Source organism: Candidatus Hamiltonella defensa 5AT (Acyrthosiphon pisum) (assembly GCF_000021705.1).
Taxonomy (GTDB): Bacteria; Pseudomonadota; Gammaproteobacteria; order Enterobacterales; family Enterobacteriaceae; genus Hamiltonella; species Hamiltonella defendens.
In genome coordinates, this window is sequence record NC_012751.1 from 624442 (window position 1) to 648089 (window position 23648).

Consider the following 23648-nt stretch of genomic DNA (forward strand, 5'->3'; position numbering starts at 1 on the left):
AACCACAACAAATTTAAGGAAAGTAAAAATGGCAGCTAAAGACTTAAAATTTGGTAATGACGCCCGAAAAAAAATGTTAAAGGGTGTCAACATTCTCGCTAATGCAGTAAAAGTGACTTTAGGCCCCAAAGGTCGGAATGTGGTGTTAGATAAATCTTATGGAGCCCCTTCTATTACTAAAGACGGTGTTTCTGTAGCCCGTGACATTGAGCTAGAAGATAAATTTGAAAACATGGGTGCTCAAATGCTTAAAGAAGTCGCTTCGAAAGCAAACGACGCGGCAGGAGACGGTACCACTACAGCAACCGTATTAGCACAATCTATTGTGACCGAAGGGTTAAAAGCAGTGGCAGCGGGGATGAACCCTATGGATCTTAAGCGCGGTATTGATAAAGCAGTAGACGCCGCTGTTGAAGAACTGAAAAAGTTATCTAAACCTTGCAAAGATTCTAAAGAAATTGCACAGGTAGGCACCATCTCTGCCAATGCAGATGAAAAAGTAGGTACATTAATTTCAGACGCAATGAAGAGGGTTACTAACGAAGGCGTGATCACTGTTGAAGAAGCCTCTGGCCTGGAAGACGGCCTCATCGTTGTGGAAGGAATGCAGTTTGATCGCGGTTATCTTTCTCCTTATTTTATTAACAAGCAAGAAAGCAGCTCTATTGAATTTGACAACCCTTACATCTTATTAGTTGATAAAAAAATCTCTAACATCAGAGACATGTTATCCATATTAGAAGTGGTGGCAAAAGAAGGAAAACCATTACTCATTATCGCAGAAGACGTTGAAGGTGAAGCTCTGGCCACCTTGGTGGTCAATACGATGAGAGGCATCGTCAAAGTAGCTGCTGTCAAAGCCCCCGGTTTTGGAGATCGCCGCAAAGAGATGCTACAGGATATTGCAGTATTAACTCACGGTCATGTGATTTCAGAAGAAACAGGGGATTCTTTAGAAAAAGCAACCCAAGAAAATCTGGGCAAGGCAAAACGTGTCGTCATTACTAAAGATGCAACCACTATTATTGATGGAGCAGGTGAAAAATCCAGGATCGAGGCTCGTGTTCAAAATATCAGGAAACAGATTGAAAATGCGACTTCTGATTATGATAAAGAAAAACTGCAAGAGCGTGTTGCTAAATTGTCAGGGGGAGTCGCTGTTATAAAAGTGGGCGCTCCGACTGAAATTGCGATGAAAGAGAAAAAAGCTCGTGTGGAAGATGCCTTACAAGCAACAAGAGCAGCAGTAGAAGAAGGGGTTGTTCCAGGCGGCGGTGTTGCTTTGATCCGCGTCGCTTCTAAAATTGCAAATTCTAGCTTGAAAGGGGATAACGAAGATCAAAATGTGGGTATTCGTGTTGCTCTTCGGGCCATGGAATCTCCTCTGCGTCAGATTGTGGTCAATGCTGGCGAAGAAGCCTCTGTGATTGCTAATAAAGTCAAAGAAAACAAAGGAAATGATAATTACGGCTATAATGCACAAACAGAAGCTTATGGTGACATGATTGAGATGGGAATTTTAGATCCTACCAAAGTGACACGTTCTGCATTGCAATATGCCGCTTCTATCGCAGGATTAATGATAACGACTGAATGCATGGTCACTGATTTACCGAAAGAAGAAAAAGCCTCCGATATGGGTTCTGGCGGAATGGGCGGAATGGGCGGAATGAATGGTATGATGTAATACAAAAAGCATCACATACATAGTCAATCTGTTGCATGAATGCCTTGGTTATAGCTCATTGAGCTATAACCTTTCTTATGAAAAAAGCCGCATTTTTTAAAAAAAGATGAGGTTTAAAAAAATAGTTCATTTAATATCAAATATATAAATGATTTTTAATTTTATTTAACAATCAGCTAAATTTTATTATGACCTGTTGTTTTGTTTAAAATTAGAAAATTCAGTGTTTTTTTAATTTTTCAATCACTTCCCTTTCTTAAACTCCCTTCAAATCTGATGAACTGATGTAATGCACTCATTGCCTGAGTTAGCCCACTCAAAGAGCGGTCATCTTGATAAAAAAAACACCATTTTAGCTGATGCTACCTATTAATTTAATACAACCTAGTTAATTAGGGCTGTAGTGTATATTTTATTAGTCTTGAAAATTTCATTTGTTCGTTTCTTAAAACTATTTAATGAGCGTTTTTTTGAATTTTTTTATTTTTACAAAGTATATATTTATGTCATAAAAATTTTTGATTTAAATCAAATTATTTTTATTTGAAATATTTAAATGAAGTTATTTAAAATGAATGACACATAGGATACTTATGACAATATTATCGCACAGCATAAACTTTATTAATCGTACAAACACAAAAATAAAAAACATAACAAATATAATTACTAAACCAACAGCATATTATATGGAATTAATTTCAGTAAACAACAAAAGTACAGCTAAAATTAATAAACAATGTAATAAATTAGTAGAAAAATTTAATATTTTAGATGAGAATTTTTTAAGTAAAGGAACAAAAAACACTGAAGATCAAGTGATGAAAATTTTAAAATAAGCGAAATGTTTGAAAAAATTATTAAAATTAGCAGAAAAACATGAGCTTGAGAATATGACAAAAGAGAGAAAAAATCTGACAGAAAACGAAACGATACAGAAAAGCGAGGAATTTCGTCAAAATTATAATAATAAAGAATCTTCTAAAAATTGTGTTACTGGTGCGACTGTTCGTTATGTAAATAACTTACAAAGCATAAGAAGGGTAGATTCTATTATTAACCGTCTTCAAGCGTGTCGTTTATTTTCTGAAATAAATTCTAAAATAAATAAAGCAGAAACTGATGTAAATCTTAGAAATGAACTCGTCTCTGCAATATTCGCTTCGACTTTTTTTGAAGGAAAGAGGGATTATGTCGAAAATGGACCTGATTTCAATTGGAATGCCGGCGAAAAATTTTGTTTAGAAATTGAAAAAAAATGTAGAAACATTGAAATTCAATTCGATTTTAATTCAGCTCTTGATTCGAAGAGGGGAGGCAAATTTGTTAATAAAATGAAAAATTTACTTAGTGAAGAAATTAGTAATCCTCAAAATGATGCTCAAATATCCACCTTATTAAAACTGTATAATAATGAAATCAATCAAAAAATAGATAAACTTTGTATAGAAAATAACATGATTACCCTCAGTGATTTTCGCTCTATATGGGCTATTTAAAACACTGGAAAAACGGTTAAAAATGAATTAAAAAAGCACCCTGAAATTTAATTCTCTTGCAGCCACTCAAAAACAAGATTTGGACCTCCGTCATCGTTATGATCGGAGAGAATCATTTTTGCGAGTGATTGTTTCTGTGTATCTTACACTCAAACATTAAATTTTATTATCCTGATTACAATTAATGTACAAAATCTGACCAAAGAGTTTGGTTTTAATTGAATCACAAAGTTTTTTACTAAACTTTTCAAGTTTCAATTAGTTGATTTTTTAATCATGTCATAAGGAGATTTTTTATGGATAAATCGGGCGCAAAAAAATTGCTTGACGATTATATGGAAGGCTTTAAAAAAAATAATTTAGAACAATTTCTTTCGGCGTTAGATGAGGAGTGTCACATTATTTAACCCGACGGAATTTCTTTAAAAGGGAAGAATAAAATAAAAGAATGGTTTGAACTTTTTTGGAAGGAGAATCGTGTCAATAAATTAAATGTTTACTCATTTTATTATTTAGATTTAGGAGAAAAAATATCTTTTTCTGAATGGGACTTAACTTATAGTAAAACTCATGAACAGAAATCTTCTATTAATGAAGCCATTAGTATTCCTAAAGCTATTAGTATAGTGACATATAATGATGAAAATATTACATCAATAGTAGAGTACCAAAGGACTGAACAACCTCATGTGTGATGTGTAGGTGCTGAACCTCATCGAAAGGTGACAGACCAAGGCGTCATCCGACAATAAGAGAAATAATCCCTTTGGGTTGAAGTAATCGATATCCAGACGGCCATCGCCGTTAAAATCTCCCAGCGCCCTGTGGGAAGGGCCGCTTGGGGCTTTCTTCATCAAAAAACTTTGTCAATGGTGCTCCGTTTTCGTCCACAAATTGACCCAACAGGCGAGCGTGATGTCGGTTAGGCTCCGTGATCAGGATATCCTCATCGGTTTTGTCGTCTCTATCATTGTCAAAATGGGATTGATAGTATTCATACTCACTGTCAACCAACGCTTGGTAAACTTGACGTATGTCGAAAACAGAAGATAATCCGCCTAATAAGGGCCCTCCCAAACGTATCAGTTTAAAATTCACTTTCATCCCTTTTTGCGCTAAACGACTGGCATATCGACCTAACCCATATTGGGCGGCATCAATCGCCAGGTGCGAGGCAGAAGAGGCGATGGCCCAATCCAATTCAGCATTCACTCTTTCTTCTCTTCTTGGCTTAAATCGTGTTTTTGTAGACGCTCGATAGCGCGTTTGATATCACGCAGACCCCGAAGATAAACGTATCCTTGCATGCCGCCCAGACCAACTCGACCGCCGACCCGATTGAGACCGGCCCAACGGTCTGTCACCGGCACACTTTTTAACTCACGCCAAAGGGCCGGCTGGATGTCCAGTGTCGATTCCATGGGGGAAATCCGTTGGACATGTTGGTCAATCGCGTTCAGTTGATGTACCGCCGCTTTTTGCGTCGCCGTATCCCCGCCTGCTAGCAAATCAGCGCGATTGCGTTTGAACTCAGGTTGTTGTTTCAAAAAGCGCACCGCCTGTTGCGTGATGACATCACTGTAATCAGCCTTCTGAATATATTGCGCTAATTTGCTGGCATCAAACCGCAGAATTTGGGCTAAGTTGCCTTTTGCAAGATGCTTCATAGAAAAGGGCTTGCCCTCGACTCTGGCACCCATCTTATGTAATGTCTTCGCAGGTAGCGCCACTTTGCCCAACGGAATGTCACCGACCGCCGCTAACCGGTCCACCTCAGGCTCAAAATTTGTCAATAATTTTTGAAACTGCCCCAACGCAGGAAGCTGGTTTTGAGCCTTACTGAGGTTCACTCGGTAAAACTTGGGGGGGATGGCCCATAGAAGTCGACAAATCTGACAGGCTTATCATACGGTACGTTGCCCTTGATAAATGATCGTCTGCAGACATGATGGATAGATTAGAGTGTTTGATGGCCCTGACCTTGTCATCACTGATACGGATTTCTTCCAAATTCGGCTCATACAAATATACCGTCGGTTGCCTAGACGAAGCCTCTTGACACACAGAAAGCATCCATGTCTTGCCCCCTTTTTTCATCATATAATCGACCACTTCAAAATGTTCCATCAATAGGATAGGCTCAAAGAGGTCGAGGTGCTCGGCAGAGTTTGAGATCATGATATTGTGAAAATGTTCCCGAAATTGCTGCAGCTGCTGGGTGTCCAGCTCGGATATCGGCCCCATGGCCTGATTTTCATTCAGCACAGCCTGGGTGAGGATCCCTTTAAAAAATCGCGCGGTTCCCTCCTCACTCGACTGATGCGCTTGCAACCAAGCAAAAAAACCCAGGCCTTGCGCCATTTCCGAAGCGTACGCGCTGTTATCATCGATAAACAGCGACTGGGGGCTGAATTGATATGTGATTTTGAACTGTTGATTGTGCAGGATGCGGCCCAAATTTTGCCAATTCGCCAAGGTCAGACTGCGTGACATGCCACCTTGACTCTTTATCAGCGCCTCCTGGCCACTGAGGGGCTCTAATTGCCTATGGGCGTCACCCAATTGTAGCAATTGAAGGGCCTCATTCGCCCATACGCGATAGCGCCGGAGCATTTTCACAGTCAACATGAAACGTATGAAATCGAACTGACCGTCCGAATGATGGAAAAAATCAGCCGCATCACGCCGTTGTTGTTCATCGAACGGCCAATCGTTTGCTTACCCAAGGCCAGACTGTCCATCAGGGTCAATACCCGATTCACACGGGCAGTGAGACTGTTTTTGGGCACGAATTCATTCTGAGGCGCCCAATTAAATACGATTTTATCTGACTTATCCGAAACAGGGCGATTGGCTCCCTTCACGACCGACATTTTTCTGCCTTCCTCATTCACGCTCACCGGGAGCTGACGGGCCCCCATCTCCAGACGCCACCCTGCTTTCTGATGGAGGGCTTCTCCCAACTGCTGGACATAGCTCTTAGAGCCCTCGCCGTCCTTGTCTGCCAACGAACACCCCACCAAGCTGATATAGTCCGGTGTCGTATCGATGCCATGACTTGCTTTGAGTTTTTTATTCAACAGGCTGAGGTGATTCGACAAGGCTTGCGCTTGGTGGTCGCCCAACGTTTGGTGATGGCGTTCATTCAGAGTCTTCATAGCCAGCAACAGTGAGATCTGTAGAGGGGGAGACCAAAACGTGCGAGGGAAGCTGACCAGTAAAGAGGTTATACTTTGGCACTGTTTTATCGAAGACAAGTATGACTTTTTGCCTAGCGTTAATATCTGAGTTTGCTTCTAAATAACCAGAAAGCCAATCTTCGGCGTGTTTACGTGCAACAGAAGCAGATTGTACACCTAGGTCGATAACACGACTGCACTTTGAAGATAGTAGTTCATACCCTGATGATGTTACTGTGATTGTACTAAATACGATGAACTCACTGGCGTCTGGTTGTTGCTTTATCTCTTTCAAAAAACCATGAACAGAAAAATTCGTTTCAGATTTAGTTTTTAAATTTATGTCAATATTGCCGGATGTCACTGAACGCAAAGATTTATTGACCTGTTGTTCGTCTGCCCGAACATATTATTCGATATTGCCACAAATATCGTGGTCTTTAGTGTAATCTATTTTTTTCGTACTCTCCGTGCTTTTTTATAAGTAAATCTATAAATCACATTCATTTTGATTAAAAATGAATAAATATTTTTCTTTATTAATGAATCTTCATTTTTAAAATGTTGAGGAAGCTTATTCTATTCTAACCAAATTAGAAAAAGCGCTTTAAAAGATGTGAGCACTATATTTATCTGGGCTTTTTGAGAAATTTGATCCATAACGTCAGCTCAAGCCTAGACTTTGACAGTTCAAATTTTAAAAAATCATTCACAAAAAAGTAAAATCCTGTCATATCTTTCATAAATTTTTTCGCTATTTCGTTATGAATTTATTTTTTAAATAAAAAAGGATCCTTATGACAAAAAAAGTGCGGATGGCTATTGTGGGTGCCTCAGGGCGTATGGGTTTGCAATTAATTCAGGCGGTCCATCAATCTCAAACAGCACGCCTTGTCGCCGCCTTAGTACGCAAGAAATCTCCACTTATTAACACTGACGCTGGCGAATTTGCGGGTATCGGTTCAATCAAGGTTGTGTTTAGTGATGATTTAGAAGCCATATCTGATGCTTTTGACATTATGATTGATTTTACCTCTCCACAGGCGACGCTGTCTCACTTAGCCTTTTGCTGCAAGCACCAAAAATCCATGATTATTGGCACGACAGGTTTTGATGAATTCGGTAAAGAAGAGATCAAAAAAGCAGCAAAAAAGATAGGGATCGTATTTTCAGCAAACTTTAGTATCGGAGTCAATCTGATGCTACAACTTTTAGAAAAAACGGCGGCCATGATAGGGGATCATTCAGATATTGAAATTATTGAAGCACATCATCGTTATAAAAAAGATGCTCCCTCTGGTACGGCCTTAGCAATGGGGGAAAAGATTGCAAAAGCGTTAGGAAAAGATTTACAAAAAGAGGCTATTTTTGATCTGACCGCTTCCTTAAATGAGAGAGCATTAGGTAAAATTCATTTTTCTACTATTCGAGCGGGTGATATTGTTGGGGAACATACCGTGTTATTTGCCGGTGTAGGAGAAAGTTTTGAAATGACTCATAAAGCAACCAGTAGAATCAATTTTGCAAATGGGGCTGTCAGAGCCGCGCTTTGGCTTGCTAAAAAAAATCAAAAAGGGGTTTTTGATATGAATGACGTACTTGATTTTAATGAATTTTAAAGCTCCTCGCCTTTTAAAAGGCGAGGAGAATATATTTAAGATGAAACTATTTTTTGCTCTCTAGAAAAAATGCGATCATAGATTGCAACGATAAGAAAAATGATGATAGAAGGCGGTAACCAAGCGAGTCCTTCTTTTGTTAAGGGAAAATATTTAATCCAGGAAGGTAAGAGATCTGAGAAAACTGAAGCTTTAAAGCCATCAAAAATACCAAAAATCAAACTCATCAGCATCACTGAAGAAACGATAATCGTTTGATTACGCCACCAATTCAAGGTGAAACTTAATAATACTAATACAATGCAAGGAGGATAAATGGCTGTCAGTACGGGAACCGAAAAATAAATAAGATGGCTTAATCCCAAATTTGAAACCAGCATTGAAAAAAGACCTAATATAAAAATCAAAGTGCGATAAGAAAAAGGCAAAAATTGACTGAAAAATTCAGCACAGGCGCAGGTTAAACCAATCGCAGTGATCATACAGGCAATGAAAATCAGCCCCGCCAAAAAAATACTTCCTAAATCACCAAAGGTATGTTGAACATAAGCGTGTAAAATGACGGCACCATTTTGAGCATTTGGAATTAAAACACCGCTGTCAGAGCCTAATTTAAACAAACTCATATAAATTAATGTCAGCCCAATACCACAAATCAAACCGGCATAAATGGTATAGCGCGTTAGTAACGCTGGAGAAACAATGCCACGAGAACGAGCTGTATTCACAATCACAATCCCAAATACCAGAGCTCCAAGAGTATCCATGGTTAAATAGCCATTCACAAAACCCGTTGAAAAGGGAATTTTCTGATAAATTTCACTGGCAGGGATCGTAGAACCCGAAGACCACAAACAGGCAGAGATGCCAAGAATGCTCAAAGCCAAGATTTTTAACGGAGCCAGGATATGCCCAACACTGTCTAACAAACGGCCAGGGTATAATGAAATCAAAACCACCAACCCGAAGTAAATGATACTATAAATCAGCAAGGGCAGTGCGCCGTCGCCGGTGAGAGGAGCAATACCAACTTCAAAAGAAACAGTGGCAGTACGGGGAGTGGCAAACAAGGGCCCCACACATAAATAACACGCTGTAGCCAAAATCAGACCTGCTTTTCGACCTATCGGGGCACTGAGGCTATCAATTCCCCCTCCAACACGTGCTAATGCCACAACAGTAATGACAGGTAAACCCACAGATGTTATTAAAAATCCTGCTGCTGCAAGCAATAAGTGTTCGCCGGATTGTAACCCTATTATAGGGGGATAGATGATATTACCGGCTCCGACAAACAAGGCAAAAGTCATAAAACCCAATGCCAAAATATCTCTGAATGATAAGCGATTATTCATATTTATTTTTTCACCTAATTTATTGTGTTATTTAGTCAATTAATCCGGTAGAAAAATTTCATTAGCCATTTTTCCAGTTCATTGAAAATGATATAAATTTATAACAACTTTTTAAGTAATATAATTATTTTTATGATATGTAAAGTTTTTTATTTTTATAAAATAGATTATTGTTATCTATTTAAATTTAAATGAATAAAACAGATAAATAAATATGATTCATTTTTAGCATAAAGAGATTTTAAAATAAAAAATCAATAAAAATATACTCATTTTTTATTAAAATGATGAAATATTAATCAATATAAATAATCAGTAAAATATTTTTATTCATTAGATCAAACTTAAATGAAAAAATAAATTAATCGTTTTAGTTAAAAGAATAAAAATATATTCATATTTTATAAAATGGAATGTTCATTTCTGAATGATAATAAATTTTATAATATTAATATTATTTTTTTAAATTTTAATCATATTAATTTTCATTAACATAAAAAAGTGAGTCTCAATTTTATAAAAAGTCAATGTTCAGGATATCATTCATGATTTTGTAAAGTATTTTTGTTAAAATAGGGCGACTCAATAACCTCGTATTAAGGCTTATCTCTTGAATATTCAACTATTTTTATCAGACAGAATACGTCATGCCCTGATAATGGCCGGTGCGCCTGATGACAGCGATGCTCAGCTGCATCCTTCAACTAAAGCCCAATTTGGGGATTATCAGGCCAATGGTGTGATGTCCGCCGCCAAAAAACAACGAATCCCACCCCGAGAATTAGCAGAAAGAGTGCTTGAGCATCTAGACCTTTCGGATATCGCGAAAAAAGTAGAGATCGCAGGGCCAGGTTTCATCAATATTTTTTTGAATGAGCAATGGATCTCTCAAAAAATAGAGTCGGTTTTTATCGGGCCAAAATTAGGACTGACTCCGGTGACACCCCAAAGAATTGTGATCGATTACTCAGCGCCTAATGTCGCCAAAGAAATGCATGTCGGTCATTTACGTTCAACCATTATTGGCGATGCCATGGCGCGCACTCTGTCTTTTCTTGGCCATCATGTTATTCGAGCTAATCATATCGGTGATTGGGGAACTCAGTTTGGCATGCTGATAGCTTATCTAGAAAAAATTCAACATGATCACGCGCTAGAAATGGTGTTATCAGATTTAGAACATTTTTATCGCGAAGCAAAAAAACATTATGATGAGGATGAGATTTTTGCTCAACGCGCGCGGGATTATGTCGTCAAACTACAGAGCGGGGATCCTTATTGTCGTGAGATGTGGCGAAAACTGGTCGATATCACAATGACACAAAATCACCTATCTTACGAACGGCTCAAAGTGACTCTGACCCCTGAGGATATGATGGGCGAAAGCCTCTATAACGATATGTTGCCGAATATTGTTGAAGATTTGATCGCCAAAGGCGTTGCGGTCAAAGATCAAGGTTCTGTGTTGGTTTTCCTTGAAGAATATCAAAATAAAATCGGCGAGCCGATGGGCGTGGTGATTCAAAAAAAAGATGGGGGCTATCTTTATGCGACCACCGATATTGCTTGTGTCAAATATCGGTGTGAAACCTTAAAGGCAGACCGTATTCTGTATTATATCGATTCTCGTCAGAATCAACATTTAGCCCAAGTTTGGACAATTACGCGCCTTGCAGGTTATGTGCCTGAATCTGTTTCATTGGAGCATCATATGTTCGGCATGATGCTTGGAAAAGATGGCAAGCCTTTTAAAACTCGTACAGGTGGCACCGTCAAATTATCAGATTTGCTGGATGAAGCAGTAGAGCGTGCAGGGCAATTAATTAGGGGGAAAAATCCAGATTTGAATGAAACCGATTTAAATAACCTGATTCAAGCTGTGGCGATAGGGGCGGTTAAATATGCGGATTTATCAAAAAATCGAACCACTGATTATATTTTTGATTGGGATCGTATGTTGTCATTTGAAGGCAATACAGCCCCCTATATTCAATATGCATATAGCCGCGTGACATCATTATTTAAAAAATCAGGCTTGGATGAAAAAAAGATCATGTCGCCTGTCATCATTCAAGAGGAAAAAGAAAGGAGTTTGGCCATTCTTTTATTACAGTTTGAAGAAATGATCAGCACTGTGGCTCGGGATGGTACGCCTCATTTGATGTGTTCGTATCTTTATGATTTAGCCACCCGATTTTCTATTTTTTATGAGCATTGCCCTATTCTTAATGCCAAAAATGAACAGATTCGTCAGAGCCGATTAAAATTAGCCTGGCTGACCGCAAAAACTCTTAAGCTGGGGCTAAAGAATTTAGGTATTGAGACGGTCGAGAGAATGTAAGGAAGTTTAATGTAATCTCTGAAAAAAATGTCTGAGTCTGACCCCTAAAATCAATAAAACAGCAAAATAAGAGATGGCCCCTGCAATCACAATACCTGACAAACGGAACAATCTGTAGGCCATTCCTCCTAAATCCCAAGGGGGCATGATCGATAGGAGTCCGAACAAAACTAAACACATCACAGAAACTGCCATCAATAATTTTGCGATAAATGGGCACCAACCGCTTTGTGATTGAAAAATATTTTTTTTGCGTAATTGCCAATAGAGTAATGCGGCGTTTAGGCAGGCAGCCAAACTAATAGAGAGGGATAAACCTGCGTGTTTTAAAGGACCAATGAAGATCAGATTCATTATTTGAGTCATGAATAATGTGAGCAACGCTATCTTCACGGGCGTTTTAATATCTTGGCGCGAATAAAATCCGGGGGCTAATACTTTGATCATAATCAATCCTGGCAAACCAATCGAATAGGCAATTAACGCTCTTTGTGTCATTTCTGCGTCAAAAGCGGTGAATTTGCCATATTGAAATAAGGACAGGGTCAAAGGTTTGGCAATGATGATTAAGGCAAAAGCTGCAGGCAAAGCCAATAAAAAACACAGCCGAAGACCCGTATCAATCAGTCTGGAATATTCAAGTATCTCGCCATTTGCAAAACTTTTCGCAAGGGAAGGTAATAAAATGGTACCTAATGCGGCGCCTAATATCCCCGCGGGAAATTCCATCAAACGATCCGCATAATACATCCAGGAAACAGAACCTGAGACCAAAAAAGAAGCATAAATAGTATTGATGATCAAAGAAATTTGACTGACGCAGACCCCTAAAATAGCAGGGCACATTTGTTTCATCACTCGCCAACTTCCAGCATGTTTTAAATCAATACGGGGTAAGACGAGCATCCCGATTTTTTTCAAATAAGGCAATTGATAAAATAGCTGGAGGACCCCTCCCAACAACACCCCGCAAGCCAATGCCAATATAGGCGGATCAAAATAAGGAGCAGCAAATAAAGCAAACCCTATCATGCTGATATTGAGGAGGGTAGGCGTAAAAGCAGGAATCGAAAAATGATTCCAGGTATTGAGTAATCCTCCCGCCAAAGAAGCCAACGAAATCAAAAAAATATAAGGAAAGGTAATACGTAGTAAAGAAGAAGTTAAGGCAAATTTATCGGGTGTATCACAAAAACCCGGCGCCGTGACGTAAATAATCCAAGGTGCGACAAGTATACCTAATGCGGTGATCACGATTAAGACCAAGCTTAGCAAGCCTGAAATGTAAGCGACAAAGGTGCGTGTGGCCTCTTCTCCTTTTTGATTTTTATATTCTGCTAAAATCGGCACAAAGGCTTGAGAAAAAGCCCCTTCAGCAAAAATACGCCTTAACAGATTCGGTAATTTAAAAGCAACGAAAAACGCATCGGTCGCCACCCCTGCACCGAATGTTTTAGCAACGATTGCATCACGAGTAAATCCTAATATCCGAGAAAAAAAGGTCATGGAACTGACGGTTGCCAGCGATTTTAATAGATTCATATAGGGCCAAACATGTCATTTCAAGAATAAGTTTGTATCGCTTTATCGATAACGTCGCTATCTGAAGAGATGCATGACAAAATCGCTGGAACATTAATTAAAAGAAATGAATATTTCTAACACTCGTTCAACATATTGAAAACATGCCCCGTGTATCCTACATATCGCGCAAGCGAATCAGGATTCACTTTTACATGGGAAATGTCTACAATTTTTTAGAACCTTTTGAGGCATCTTTATTTAATTTGCAATTGAAAATAGTGGGCTGAAAAACTCTTGATGCCTTTTCTAAGGTAGTCTGACTGAAGTTTTTGGATTGCATGGCAAAATTTAAACGCTGGACCTGGACAATGATACTTTTCATAAAGGGCAATTTATAGATAAGAGTATTGCTCGTCAAATTTGTTTTGTATTTTATATTGAGTATAAGGCTTATAAGAGCGATGAAACGCGGGTGCTTGCAATTGAGAAGGGTTTATCCCGGTAATTTGCCCTAAGAGTAACCGTAAAGAACCATGGGAATATGACCAAAAAATGAGATGGCTAAACTCTGTTTAAAATCATTATTTTAATGAAAAATGAGGTGCATTTTTCATTAAAGATCCATACATTCAGTTGAACAGGGTATATGCCGATCAAAGCCGATCAAAAATGCGGCTTCTCCGTCTTTTTTCACTCTCGATTGACTGTTAGCATACCGGCCTGTTTTTGACTCAAAGTGGATCCTAAAGTGAAATTTGTTTCTTTTAATATAAATGGGCTGAGGGCGCACCCTCATCAACTCGCTGCTATTATTGAAAAACATGATCCGCACCTCATTGGTTTGCAGGAAACAAAAGTCCATGACGATATGTTCCCTCTGGAGGAAGTTCGTCGTCATGGCTATCATGTTTTTTATCATGGACAAAAAGGTCATTATGGTGTGGCATTACTCACTAAAGATTCGCCTTTAGCGATCCGGCGAGGTTTTCCAACAGATCAAGAAGATGCGCAACGCCGTATTATTATGGCCGATTTGAAAACCCCTCAAGGCACAATCACTGTGATCAATGGATATTTTCCGCAAGGTGAAAGTCGTTTGCATCCCACGAAATTTCCTGCCAAAGCCCGTTTTTATGAAGATTTACATCGCTATTTAACACAGCATTTTTCTGTTCAATCACATGTGCTGATCATGGGAGATTTTAATATTTGCCCCACCGATGGAGATATTGGCATTGGCGAACAAAATCGAAAACGTTGGTTGAGCAGCGGTAAATGTGCTTTTTTACCAGAAGAACGTGCTTGGTTTGAACATCTTCAATCCTGGGGATTAATTGATCTCTTTCGAGTTGCTTACCCTGACTATGAACATCAATATTCGTGGTTTGATTATCGTTCAAAAGGTTTTGATGAAAATAGAGGGCTTCGCATTGATTTATTACTGGCAAGCGTCCCTTTAGCGCGCTTGGCTATTAACAGTGGTATTGATTATGAGATCCGTGGAATGGAAAAACCGTCTGATCATGCTCCTGTTTGGTCTGAATTTAAGTTGTGATGAAAGCAAATTACGGTTTTGTAACTAACTGATTGTATTTTTGAGGAAAATAAATGCGTACTGTATGGCAATTCATGGGCGGTTTTATTCGCTGGATATGGCGGTCAATTAATTTTATGCGAGTATTGGTTCTAAATTTATGCTTTTTGTTATTGATTATAATTGGAGTGATGACCTATCTCCATTTTCAAAATAAACCCCTTGAGCCGGTAAAAGGGGCACTATTGGTTGATTTAACGGGTGTTGTACAAGATAAACCCGCTACCAATACTCTTTTTCGCCAGTGGAGCAAAAAATTATTAGAACGGGACAAAAATAAGCTTCAAGAAAATTCTCTGTTTGATATCGTAGACATGTTGCGTCAAGCCAAAGTCGATAATAATATCAACGGCTTAGTATTATCATTAAGTCATTTAATCGCGATCGATCAACCGTCTTTACAATATATTGGGAAGGCGCTTCTCGAATTTCGAGAGACAGGAAAGCCCATCTATGCGATAGGTGATAGCTATACTCAGGAACAATATTATCTTGCCAGCTTCGCCAATAAAATTTATTTAAGCCCCCAAGGAACAGTAGATATACACGGGTTTGCAACTCATCAGCTTTACTATAAATCTCTTATAGATAAGCTAAAGATCAACAGTCATATTTTTCGTGTAGGGACTTATAAATCTGCGGTTGAACCCTTTATGCGCGATGATATGTCGCCTGATGCCCGAGAGGCAGATCAACGTTGGATTCATCAGTTATGGCGAAATTATCTTGAAGTTGTGGCGAAAAATCGTCATTTAACGGCGGAACAATTTTTCCCTGCAATCCCAGAGTTATTGAGTCGATTAGAAGCCAACGGTGGAAATACCGCTCAGTATGCTTTGAATAACAAATGGGTCGATCAATTAGCTTCTCGTTCAGAAGTCGAAAAAGAATTGGTTCGTGTTTTTGGATGGGATCAAAAAAATGAAGATTTTAATTTTATTAGCATTTATGAGTATAATCTTAAACTTAAAATAGACCCCACAAAAAATGACCATCAGATAGCCGTTATTTTTGTGAATGGCATGATTACAGACGGTCTTAAAACACCAAATAACGTAGGCGGAGAGGATGCTGCCTACGAAATTCGTCAAGCACGTTTAAACCCCAAAATTAAAGCGGTGATTTTACGTGTGAACAGCCCCGGTGGCAGTGTTTCAGCTTCAGAATTGATTCGCTCTGAATTAGCCACATTGCACGAAGCTAAAAAACCGCTGGTGGTTTCGATGGGCGGATTGGGCGCTTCTGGGGGATATTGGATCTCTACCCCTGCGGATTATATTATTGCCAGCCCAAGCACTCTGACTGGCTCTATTGGCATTTTTGGTGTGATCAATACCTTTGAAAATTCGTTAAAAAGCATTGGGGTTTCAACTGATGGCGTTAGTACCTCGCCCTTATCTGATATTTCTATCACCAAAAATTTATCGCCTGAATTTTCTAAAATCATGCAAATGAATGTTGAGAATGGCTATAAAACTTTTGTTAAATTGGTCGCAGCAGCTCGACATCAAGATCCTAAGCAGATTGACTCTATTGCTCAAGGTCGTGTTTGGACGGGTTTGGATGCTAAAAATAATGGTTTGATAGACCAGCTCGGTGATTTTGATGACGCTGTTGAAAAAGCGGCAGAATTAGCAAATCTAAAAAATTATCAACTCTATCAGTTTGGTGATCAACTTAACTTCAGAGATATGTTATTTGATCAGATAAATGCGGCTCTGCCTTTTGCTTTTAAAATGCAGTCGCCGCTGTCTGATATCGTGAGCATATTCAATCGACATTCTCCTGATTTTGTTCAGTCTTTAAAAGATCCATTAAATCGTTATGCCATCTGTCTAAATTGTAGCGAGGTTAATTAGATCTTTAAAATAGATTGCCGATGGTTCAAATAAATGCTCAAGTTGTTTTTTGACCATCTGTGATGCCGGCACAGTTTCCTTTAAGACTTTTTTAATCAGAGATAATAGAGCGCACCACAGTCACCGAAAAGCGCAATCACCAGTAGGCAGGAACTTAGGAAATAAAAGTAAGAACAAGGCGCTGCTTTACAAGAAAGCGGTCTTTGCAGTAGAATTCCGCACTATTTTTAAGAATGCTGGCACAGGAGCCGGTGTAAAGTCAGTTTAATGTTGATTTTGGGGTAAAAGGCATATGCCTATAATTAAAGTACGTGAAAATGAACCTTTTGATGTCGCTCTTCGCCGATTTAAACGTTCTTGCGAAAAAGCAGGTATTTTAGCTGAGGTTCGTCGTCGTGAGTCTTATGAAAAACCTACCACTGAACGTAAACGTGCTCGTGCTTCTGCTATAAAACGTCATGCTAAGAAATTAGCCAGAGAAAACGCCCGCCGTACTCGACTTTATTAAGATTAAAGTTTTATTCGTCATCACGTTCCGTTTTTCTGATCAATAATATTGAGATTTGATGCAGAGTTAGGTGTTCGCTTTCATGAACCTGGATATCGATCGAATCAAGACAAAATGATATTGAATTTAGGCTGTGCATTTTAAATCAAAAATGCGCAGCTTTTTCGCGTTTTTTACAGGCGACTAAACGCTTATGGTTAGACGAATTCCTCGTAAATTTATCAATGACTTGTTAACACGCACTGATATAGCTGCTCTGATAGACGCGCGGTTACCTCTGAAAAAAAAAGGGAAAAATTTTTATGCCTGCTGCCCTTTTCATCATGAAAAAACGCCTTCATTTAGTGTGAACGATGAAAAGCAGTTTTATCATTGTTTTGGCTGTGGAGCACACGGTAATGTGATCGATTTTTTAATGAAATTTGAACGCCTCGAATTTGTTGAAAGTATTGAAGAATTGGCCTCAATTCATGGTTTAGAAGTGCCGAGTGAAAAAACGGATGCCTTAAAAGAACAGGTGCAACAACGCCGTCATCAAAGGTACAATTTGTATCAGTGGATGGAAAAGCTCAATGCGTTTTATCAAAAGTCTCTGAAAGATCCGGCCGCTTATAAAGCGCGACATTATTTAGCCCAACGTGGATTGAATGACTCTACCATTGAGCTTTTTTCTATAGGATTCGCTTTACCGGGCTGGAGTAATTTGCTGGATCATTTTGGCCATGAAAATACGTCTGAGCTAAAAGACGCGGGGATGCTGGTGACCAGTGATAACGGGCGAATTTACGATCGATTTCGTGAACGAATTACGTTCCCTATTCGTGACAAAAGAGGGAACGTGATCGCTTTTGGGGGCCGTGTTATAAACCAAGAGATGCCAAAGTATCTGAATTCACCTGAAACAGATATTTTTCATAAAGGTCGCCAACTCTATGGATTATATGAGGCAAAACTCAGCCAATCTGATCTTAAGCTATTATTAGTGGTAGAAGGTTATATGGATGTGCTGACTTTAGCGCAGTTTGGTATTCGTTATGCCGTCGCTTCTTTGGGCACTGCCACCACTGAAGAACATATTCAGTTAATGTTTCGAACCACCGATCAAATTGTTTGTTGTTATGATGGAGATAAAGCAGGTCGAAAAGCGGCATGGCGTGTTCTCGAAACCGCATTACCTTATCTGAATGACGGTCGCCAATTGCGTTTTATCTTCTTACCTGAAGGCGAAGATCCAGATACCTTACTTCGCTCAGAAGGGAAAGTGGCGTTTGAACAGCGAATTGAACAGGCTCAGTCTTTTTCAGCGTTTTTATTTGATACCGTGATGCTCGGTATTGAACTTAATCGCCCGGAAGGACGCGCAAAATTGAGTTCATTAGCTTTACCTTTAATTAATCAAGTACCAGGAGAAACACTACGGCTTTATTTAAGGCAAGAATTAGGTAAAAAATTAGGCATCTTGGAAGATCATCTGTTAGATAGATTACTGCCCAAAAAGGGAGTGAGCAAGATGCCTTCTTCGAAACAATTAAAGCCCACTACGATGCGTGTATTGATTGCATTACTGATACAAAATCCACGCTTAGCGAAAATGGTGCCTTCCTTGGAAGATATTCAACAGGCACGCATCGCGGGATTACCGCTTTTTATTGAGCTATTAGAGCATTGTCTTGCATGTCCTGGTTTGAATACAGCACACTTGCTGGAGCTTTACCGCGGCAAGGAATGCCAAAAACAGCTAGAACAACTCTCTGCTTGGGGAGACATGGAGTTTAAAGAAGAGAAAATGATACAAATCATTTTTACAGATGCTTTAAATCATCTCTTTGATTCGATTTTGCAACAAAGATTAGAAATACTTATTGCTCGAGCGAGGGCGCCTTTAGGTTTAAACACATCGGAACGACAAGAAGTTCGTTTGATTACAGAAACCCTCAGTAAAAAAAAATGAGGCATCAAAAAGCTTCATTGGCAATAAACAAGGAGAACCCACTCTATCATGGCCGCTTTTTTTTGGGCAGCGGCGATAAATATCAGCCCAAAAAACGATTGTTGGCTATTTTTTGCCGATGAATACCAACCCAGATACCAGTGTGGACAGCCTTATGGAACAAAACCCACAGTCACAACTCAAATTACTTATTGCCCGCGGTAAAGAGCAGGGTTACTTGACCTATGCGGAAGTCAATGATCATCTGCCAGAAGATATTGTTGATTCTGATCAAATTGAAGACATCATTCAAATGATTAACGACATGGGCATACAGGTCGTAGAACAAGCCCCAGATGCAGATGATTTAATGCTGGCGGAAAATACAGGAGAAACTCATGATGATGCTGTCGAAGCAGCCACACAGGTGCTTTCGAGTGTTGAATCCGAAATTGGGCGTACCACTGATCCTGTGCGCATGTATATGCGTGAAATGGGCACCGTTGAATTACTGACACGAGAAGGTGAAATTGACATTGCTAAACGCATCGAAGAAGGCATTCATCAAGTGCAATGTTCGGTGGCTGAATATCCCGAAGCCATCACTTATTTGTTAGAGCAATATGATCGTGTTGAGCTGGGCGCCCTCCGATTATCGGATTTAATCAATGGTTTTGTTGATCCTAACATTCAGGAAAACGTACTTCCTGGTGCCATTCATGTTGGCTCTGAGCTTTCAGATGCAGAAATTGATGACGAAGAGGACTCTGACACAAGCGAAGTTGAGGACGATAACAGCATTGATCCTGAGTTAGCACAGCAAAAATTTTCTGAATTACGGGCACAATATGAAAGCACTCGCACAGCGATAAAGCAAAAGGGCCGGCATCATCTGACCACTGCCACTGAAATTTTAAAGCTGGCGGAAATTTTTAAACAGTTCAGTTTAGTACCAAAACAATTTGATTATTTGGTGAGCAGTATGCGATCCATGATGGATCGAGTGCGAGTTCAAGAGCGATTGATTCTTAAGCTTTGTGTTGAACAATGCAAAATGCCCAAGAAAAATTTCATAGAATTATTTTTGAATAACGAAACCAACAATAGCTGGCTCAAAACGGCATTAGCGATGAAAAAACCTTGGGTAGAAAAACTCAATGATGTATTGGAAGACGTTCAAAGTAACGTGCAAAAATTACGACAAATAGAAGAAGAAACCGGTTTATCTATTGAGCAGGTCAAGGATATTAATCGTCGTATGGCGATAGGTGAGGCCAAGGCGCGTCGGGCGAAAAAAGAAATGGTTGAGGCCAACTTACGGTTGGTCATTTCTATTGCTAAAAAATACACGAATCGGGGCCTACAATTTTTAGATTTGATCCAGGAAGGCAATATTGGTTTGATGAAAGCCGTCGATAAATTTGAATACCGTCGCGGTTACAAATTCTCAACTTATGCCACTTGGTGGATACGTCAGGCCATCACGCGTTCGATTGCAGATCAGGCTCGTACCATCCGTATTCCAGTGCATATGATTGAGACCATCAACAAACTCAATCGTGTTTCTCGTCAAATGCTGCAAGAAATGGGCAGAGAGCCCGCACCGGAAGAATTAGCAGAACGCATGTTGATGCCTGAAGAAAAAATCCGAAAAGTTTTAAAAATAGCCAAAGAGCCTATTTCTATGGAAACCCCGATTGGTGACGATGATGATTCACATTTGGGAGACTTTATTGAAGATACAACACTAGAGCTGCCTTTGGATTCAGCGACGTCAGAAAGCTTGCGTTTGGCCACCAACGATGTACTCGCAGGTTTGACGGCTCGTGAAGCAAAAGTATTACGAATGCGTTTTGGTATCGACATGAACACCGACCATACTTTAGAAGAAGTGGGTAAACAGTTTGATGTCACACGTGAGCGTATTCGTCAAATTGAAGCAAAAGCATTGCGTAAATTACGCCACCCAAGTCGTTCAGATGTATTAAAAAGTTTCTTGGACGATTGATCATCAACTCGCTTTGGTTCTGACAAAACCAAGCGCTACGGTGACGGTCACCTCAAACATGATATCTTTGTTTTTATTTTTTTATTTTTTTATTCAGTCGTCATAGTGTCTCTAAAGGAAACAAATATGGCTGTCAATAAAGCCGCTCAAGCCTGTGATCTTGTGATTTTTGGTGCGAAAGGTGATTTAGCGCGTCGAAAACTTCTTCCTTCTCTTTATCAACTCGAAAAAGCAAATTACCTTCATCCAGACACTCGTATCATAGGTGTGGGGCGCGCTGATTGGGACAAAAATACTTACTCAGAATTTGTCAAAGAATCCTTGCACACCTTTTTAATAAAGGATTTGGAAAACCCCCTTTGGCAAAAATTTCAATCCCGTCTTGATTTTTGCACTTTAGATGTGAGAGAAAACGACCATTTTGTGCGTTTAAAAATGATGTTGGACCAAAAAAACCGGATCACTCTCAATTATCTCGCAATGCCTCCTGACACTTTTGGATCCATTTGTAAAGGATTGGCACAAGCGAAGCTCAATAATAAGCCCACTAGAGTTGTGATGGAAAAACCCTTAGGCACCAATTTGAGTTCATCTAGAGCGATTAATGATCAAGTGGCGACATATTTTGATGAATCACAGGTCTATCGTATTGATCATTATTTAGGGAAAGAGCCCGTGCTAAATTTGTTGGCACTGCGTTTTTCGAATTCTTTTTTTTCTGCAAATTGGGATAACCGGACTGTTGATCAGGTGCAAATTACCGTCGCGGAAAAAGTCGGGATTGAAGGGCGATGGGGTTATTTTGATAATGTAGGACAAATGAGAGACATGGTGCAAAGCCACTTGTTGCAAGTGTTAGCCATGATTGCTATGGCACCGCCCGTCGATCTCACAACCGACCGTATTCGTGACGAAAAAGTGAAAGTTCTGAGATCATTACGCCCTATTAATGCATCGAATGTAAAAAAAAATACGGTACGGGGGCAATATACTTCAGGTTTTATTCATGGCAAAAACGTACCAGGGTATTTAGAAGAAACGGGTGCAAACAAAAACAGCAATACTGAAACTTTTGTTTCTATTCGTGTAGATATCGATAATTGGCGTTGGGCGGGTGTTCCTTTTTATTTGCGCACAGGGAAACGCTTGAAAGAAAAATGTTCTGAAGTGGTGATTTACTTTAAACCTCCCCCTGTGAATTTATTTCATCATTCTTATCAGTCGCTCCCACAAAATAAATTGATTATTCGTTTGCAGCCTGATGAAGGGATAGAAATTCAGGTACTCAATAAAGTACCAGGCTTAAATCATAAGCATCGATTACAAATGACCAAGCTCGATTTGAGTTTTTTTGAAACTTTTAATCAACAAATTCCAGATGCATATGAGCGTCTTTTATTGGAAGCCATGCGAGGGATCCAGTCTCTCTTTGTTCGTAGAGATGAAGTTGAGGAGGCCTGGAAATGGGTTGATTCTATCGTACAGGCTTGGGAAACAGAATATCTCACACCAAAATTTTACGCCGCGGGCACTTGGGGCCCAGAGGCATCTATAGAAATGATAAAAAAAGAGGGATATATATGGCATGAGTTTAATAAATAATTTGAGTAACCTTTTTTGTTTTTACTATTTTAAATGATAGTTAAATTTTAAAGTAAAAAATGTTTATTTTTATAAATATTTTTGATTTAAATCAAATGTTGTTTTTTATCTTTATTTTAAAAGAATAATTAAAATTAACATCAATAAAAAAGATAACCAACAAATTCCAAAAATGGCTAATATAGAAATTAATTTCTGCCATTTTGAATTGAAAAAATAATTTTGTTTTCCTTGCGTGAAATTTTTTTTCATCAAATATTGTTGAGTTATTTCATAATGATTTTTTTTTCTTTTTGAGTATTGTTTTTTATTTCAATATGATTTTTTTCTTCTATTTTTTCACAATGATCAGACCAAAGGATTCGAGTGACGTTACCAGTGTATTGTACTCCTTTTCTAGGAATGGTGCGAATAAGAGACTCTTTTAATCCTACCTGTAGAAATGCTTTTCTCAACATATACAGTTGACCGTAATAACTGCTCTCACTGACTGCTCCTCTTTGTTCTTTCCAGACCTGATTAATAATTTCTTCTTTTTCTGTAACACCATTAAGAAGCAATAATAAAAATCTTAAATTATTTTCAGTTAATATCGCCACTGAACCATCCGCACCATATAAACAGCGTTCTGAAGGAGGAAAAAGAACGCTCCCTTCTAACTTAAATGCGATCTCACTTGTCTCCATATGAATGAATACCTATTTTCTGTTATATGGATTTTTTATATTATAGGTAATAAATATTTTCATATTTAAACACCTTTTCGCATCCATTAAAATTATTTAAAAAATAAAAATGGCGGCTCTCTTATTTTATTAACTAAATTTTAGAATCTGATTAATTATTAATTAATTTTTATTTAAAAATTCTAATAAAGATTATCTCATGTATTAATTATTTATAACAAGCCAATTTTAATATAAATATTAGAATATAAATTATT

At 38.8% G+C, this 23648-nt stretch carries 18 protein-coding genes and 1 pseudogene; 11 read left to right on the forward strand and 8 right to left on the reverse strand.

The features are described 5' to 3' along the window. The first annotated feature begins 28 nt into the window (after window positions 1–28). From groL to HDEF_RS03055, 3 genes are all read left to right on the forward strand, one after another. The gene (gene groL / locus HDEF_RS03045; RefSeq protein ID WP_015873191.1) at window positions 29–1687 is read left to right on the forward strand and encodes a chaperonin GroEL; all 1659 of its coding nucleotides are present in this window, start codon (window positions 29–31) and stop codon (window positions 1685–1687) included. Between the two features lie 593 nt (window positions 1688–2280). After that, a complete protein-coding gene (locus HDEF_RS03050; RefSeq protein ID WP_044612255.1) occupies window positions 2281–2526 on the forward strand; it encodes a hypothetical protein in 246 nt (81 codons plus the stop codon). Window positions 2527–2535: 9 nt separating this feature from the next. Further along, entirely contained in the window at window positions 2536–3186 is a 651-nt protein-coding gene (locus HDEF_RS03055; RefSeq protein WP_015873193.1) for a hypothetical protein, read from the forward strand. Between the two features lie 804 nt (window positions 3187–3990). On the opposite strand, the gene HDEF_RS03060 is transcribed toward HDEF_RS03055, so the two are convergent. From HDEF_RS03060 to HDEF_RS03080, 5 genes are read right to left on the reverse strand one after another with little or no spacing between them, the layout of a single operon-like run. Then, window positions 3991–4398 (reverse strand): hypothetical protein, encoded by a 408-nt coding sequence (locus HDEF_RS03060; protein WP_015873195.1) that lies wholly within the window; start codon window positions 4396–4398, stop codon window positions 3991–3993. Beyond that, entirely contained in the window at window positions 4395–5036 is a 642-nt protein-coding gene (locus HDEF_RS03065) for a hypothetical protein (RefSeq protein ID WP_015873196.1), read from the reverse strand. The genes HDEF_RS03060 and HDEF_RS03065 overlap by 4 nt, the downstream gene beginning before the upstream one ends. Beyond that, window positions 5023–5814 (reverse strand): hypothetical protein, encoded by a 792-nt coding sequence (locus HDEF_RS03070; protein ID WP_015873197.1) that lies wholly within the window; start codon window positions 5812–5814, stop codon window positions 5023–5025. The genes HDEF_RS03065 and HDEF_RS03070 overlap by 14 nt, the downstream gene beginning before the upstream one ends. Further along, entirely contained in the window at window positions 5808–6344 is a 537-nt protein-coding gene (locus HDEF_RS03075) for a C80 family cysteine peptidase (protein ID WP_044612256.1), read from the reverse strand. Before HDEF_RS03075 ends, HDEF_RS03070 begins: the two co-directional genes overlap by 7 nt. Next, entirely contained in the window at window positions 6328–6738 is a 411-nt protein-coding gene (locus HDEF_RS03080) for a hypothetical protein (protein WP_123875465.1), read from the reverse strand. Before HDEF_RS03080 ends, HDEF_RS03075 begins: the two co-directional genes overlap by 17 nt. Before the next feature lie 424 nt (window positions 6739–7162). Between HDEF_RS03080 and dapB the strand changes: the two genes are divergently transcribed. Continuing rightward, window positions 7163–7984 carry a 4-hydroxy-tetrahydrodipicolinate reductase gene (gene dapB, locus HDEF_RS03085; RefSeq protein ID WP_015873199.1) on the forward strand — a complete coding sequence of 274 codons (822 nt, stop codon included), beginning with the start codon at window positions 7163–7165 and terminating at the stop codon, window positions 7982–7984. A gap of 35 nt (window positions 7985–8019) precedes the next feature. Here the strand turns inward: dapB and brnQ are convergent, their stop codons facing one another. Then, the gene (brnQ, locus tag HDEF_RS03090; RefSeq protein WP_015873200.1) at window positions 8020–9339 is read right to left on the reverse strand and encodes a branched-chain amino acid transport system II carrier protein; all 1320 of its coding nucleotides are present in this window, start codon (window positions 9337–9339) and stop codon (window positions 8020–8022) included. A 610-nt stretch (window positions 9340–9949) separates the two neighbouring features. On the opposite strand from brnQ, the gene argS reads away from it, so the two are divergent. Then, window positions 9950–11680 carry an arginine--tRNA ligase gene (gene argS / locus HDEF_RS03095; RefSeq protein WP_015873201.1) on the forward strand — a complete coding sequence of 577 codons (1731 nt, stop codon included), beginning with the start codon at window positions 9950–9952 and terminating at the stop codon, window positions 11678–11680. Window positions 11681–11686: 6 nt separating this feature from the next. Here the strand turns inward: argS and murJ are convergent, their stop codons facing one another. Then, window positions 11687–13222, reverse strand: a complete 1536-nt coding sequence (gene murJ, locus HDEF_RS03100; protein ID WP_015873202.1) for a murein biosynthesis integral membrane protein MurJ — start codon at window positions 13220–13222, stop codon at window positions 11687–11689. A 730-nt stretch (window positions 13223–13952) separates the two neighbouring features. Between murJ and xthA the strand changes: the two genes are divergently transcribed. The 6 genes from xthA (at window position 13953) to zwf (ending at window position 22705) form a co-directional block, all read left to right on the forward strand. Beyond that, the gene (gene xthA / locus HDEF_RS03105) at window positions 13953–14759 is read left to right on the forward strand and encodes an exodeoxyribonuclease III (protein WP_015873203.1); all 807 of its coding nucleotides are present in this window, start codon (window positions 13953–13955) and stop codon (window positions 14757–14759) included. A 53-nt stretch (window positions 14760–14812) separates the two neighbouring features. After that, the gene (sppA, locus tag HDEF_RS03110) at window positions 14813–16657 is read left to right on the forward strand and encodes a signal peptide peptidase SppA (RefSeq protein ID WP_015873204.1); all 1845 of its coding nucleotides are present in this window, start codon (window positions 14813–14815) and stop codon (window positions 16655–16657) included. A gap of 292 nt (window positions 16658–16949) precedes the next feature. Beyond that, window positions 16950–17165, forward strand: coding sequence for a 30S ribosomal protein S21 (gene rpsU, locus HDEF_RS03115; protein ID WP_015873205.1), 216 nt, complete (start codon window positions 16950–16952; stop codon window positions 17163–17165). Between the two features lie 193 nt (window positions 17166–17358). After that, on the forward strand, window positions 17359–19116 hold the full coding sequence (gene dnaG / locus HDEF_RS03120) for a DNA primase (protein WP_015873206.1): 1758 nt from the start codon (window positions 17359–17361) through the stop codon (window positions 19114–19116). A gap of 118 nt (window positions 19117–19234) precedes the next feature. Then, window positions 19235–21103 carry an RNA polymerase sigma factor RpoD gene (rpoD, locus tag HDEF_RS03125; protein WP_086934977.1) on the forward strand — a complete coding sequence of 623 codons (1869 nt, stop codon included), beginning with the start codon at window positions 19235–19237 and terminating at the stop codon, window positions 21101–21103. Between the two features lie 126 nt (window positions 21104–21229). Next, entirely contained in the window at window positions 21230–22705 is a 1476-nt protein-coding gene (gene zwf, locus HDEF_RS03130; RefSeq protein ID WP_015873208.1) for a glucose-6-phosphate dehydrogenase, read from the forward strand. A 364-nt stretch (window positions 22706–23069) separates the two neighbouring features. On the opposite strand, the pseudogene HDEF_RS12955 reads toward zwf, so the two are convergent. After that, window positions 23070–23391: pseudogene (locus HDEF_RS12955) on the reverse strand (winged helix-turn-helix domain-containing protein); the annotation flags it as partial. Window positions 23392–23648: the final 257 nt, after the last annotated feature.

What these genes read in the sequence shown, in the direction of transcription:
- dapB (WP_015873199.1), top strand. Translation starts at nt 7,163, where the DNA reads ATGACAAAAAAAGTGCGGATGGCTATTGTGGGTGCCTCAGGGCGTATG.
- HDEF_RS03075 (WP_044612256.1), bottom strand. Translation starts at nt 6,344, where the DNA reads ATGAAGACTCTGAATGAACGCCATCACCAAACGTTGGGCGACCACCAA.
- dnaG (WP_015873206.1), top strand. Translation starts at nt 17,359, where the DNA reads ATGGTTAGACGAATTCCTCGTAAATTTATCAATGACTTGTTAACACGC.
- murJ (WP_015873202.1), bottom strand. Translation starts at nt 13,222, where the DNA reads ATGAATCTATTAAAATCGCTGGCAACCGTCAGTTCCATGACCTTTTTT.
- zwf (WP_015873208.1), top strand. Translation starts at nt 21,230, where the DNA reads ATGGCTGTCAATAAAGCCGCTCAAGCCTGTGATCTTGTGATTTTTGGT.
- HDEF_RS03050 (WP_044612255.1), top strand. Translation starts at nt 2,281, where the DNA reads ATGACAATATTATCGCACAGCATAAACTTTATTAATCGTACAAACACA.
- sppA (WP_015873204.1), top strand. Translation starts at nt 14,813, where the DNA reads ATGCGTACTGTATGGCAATTCATGGGCGGTTTTATTCGCTGGATATGG.
- HDEF_RS03070 (WP_015873197.1), bottom strand. Translation starts at nt 5,814, where the DNA reads ATGTTGACTGTGAAAATGCTCCGGCGCTATCGCGTATGGGCGAATGAG.
- rpoD (WP_086934977.1), top strand. Translation starts at nt 19,235, where the DNA reads ATGAATACCAACCCAGATACCAGTGTGGACAGCCTTATGGAACAAAAC.
- rpsU (WP_015873205.1), top strand. Translation starts at nt 16,950, where the DNA reads ATGCCTATAATTAAAGTACGTGAAAATGAACCTTTTGATGTCGCTCTT.
- groL (WP_015873191.1), top strand. Translation starts at nt 29, where the DNA reads ATGGCAGCTAAAGACTTAAAATTTGGTAATGACGCCCGAAAAAAAATG.
- brnQ (WP_015873200.1), bottom strand. Translation starts at nt 9,339, where the DNA reads ATGAATAATCGCTTATCATTCAGAGATATTTTGGCATTGGGTTTTATG.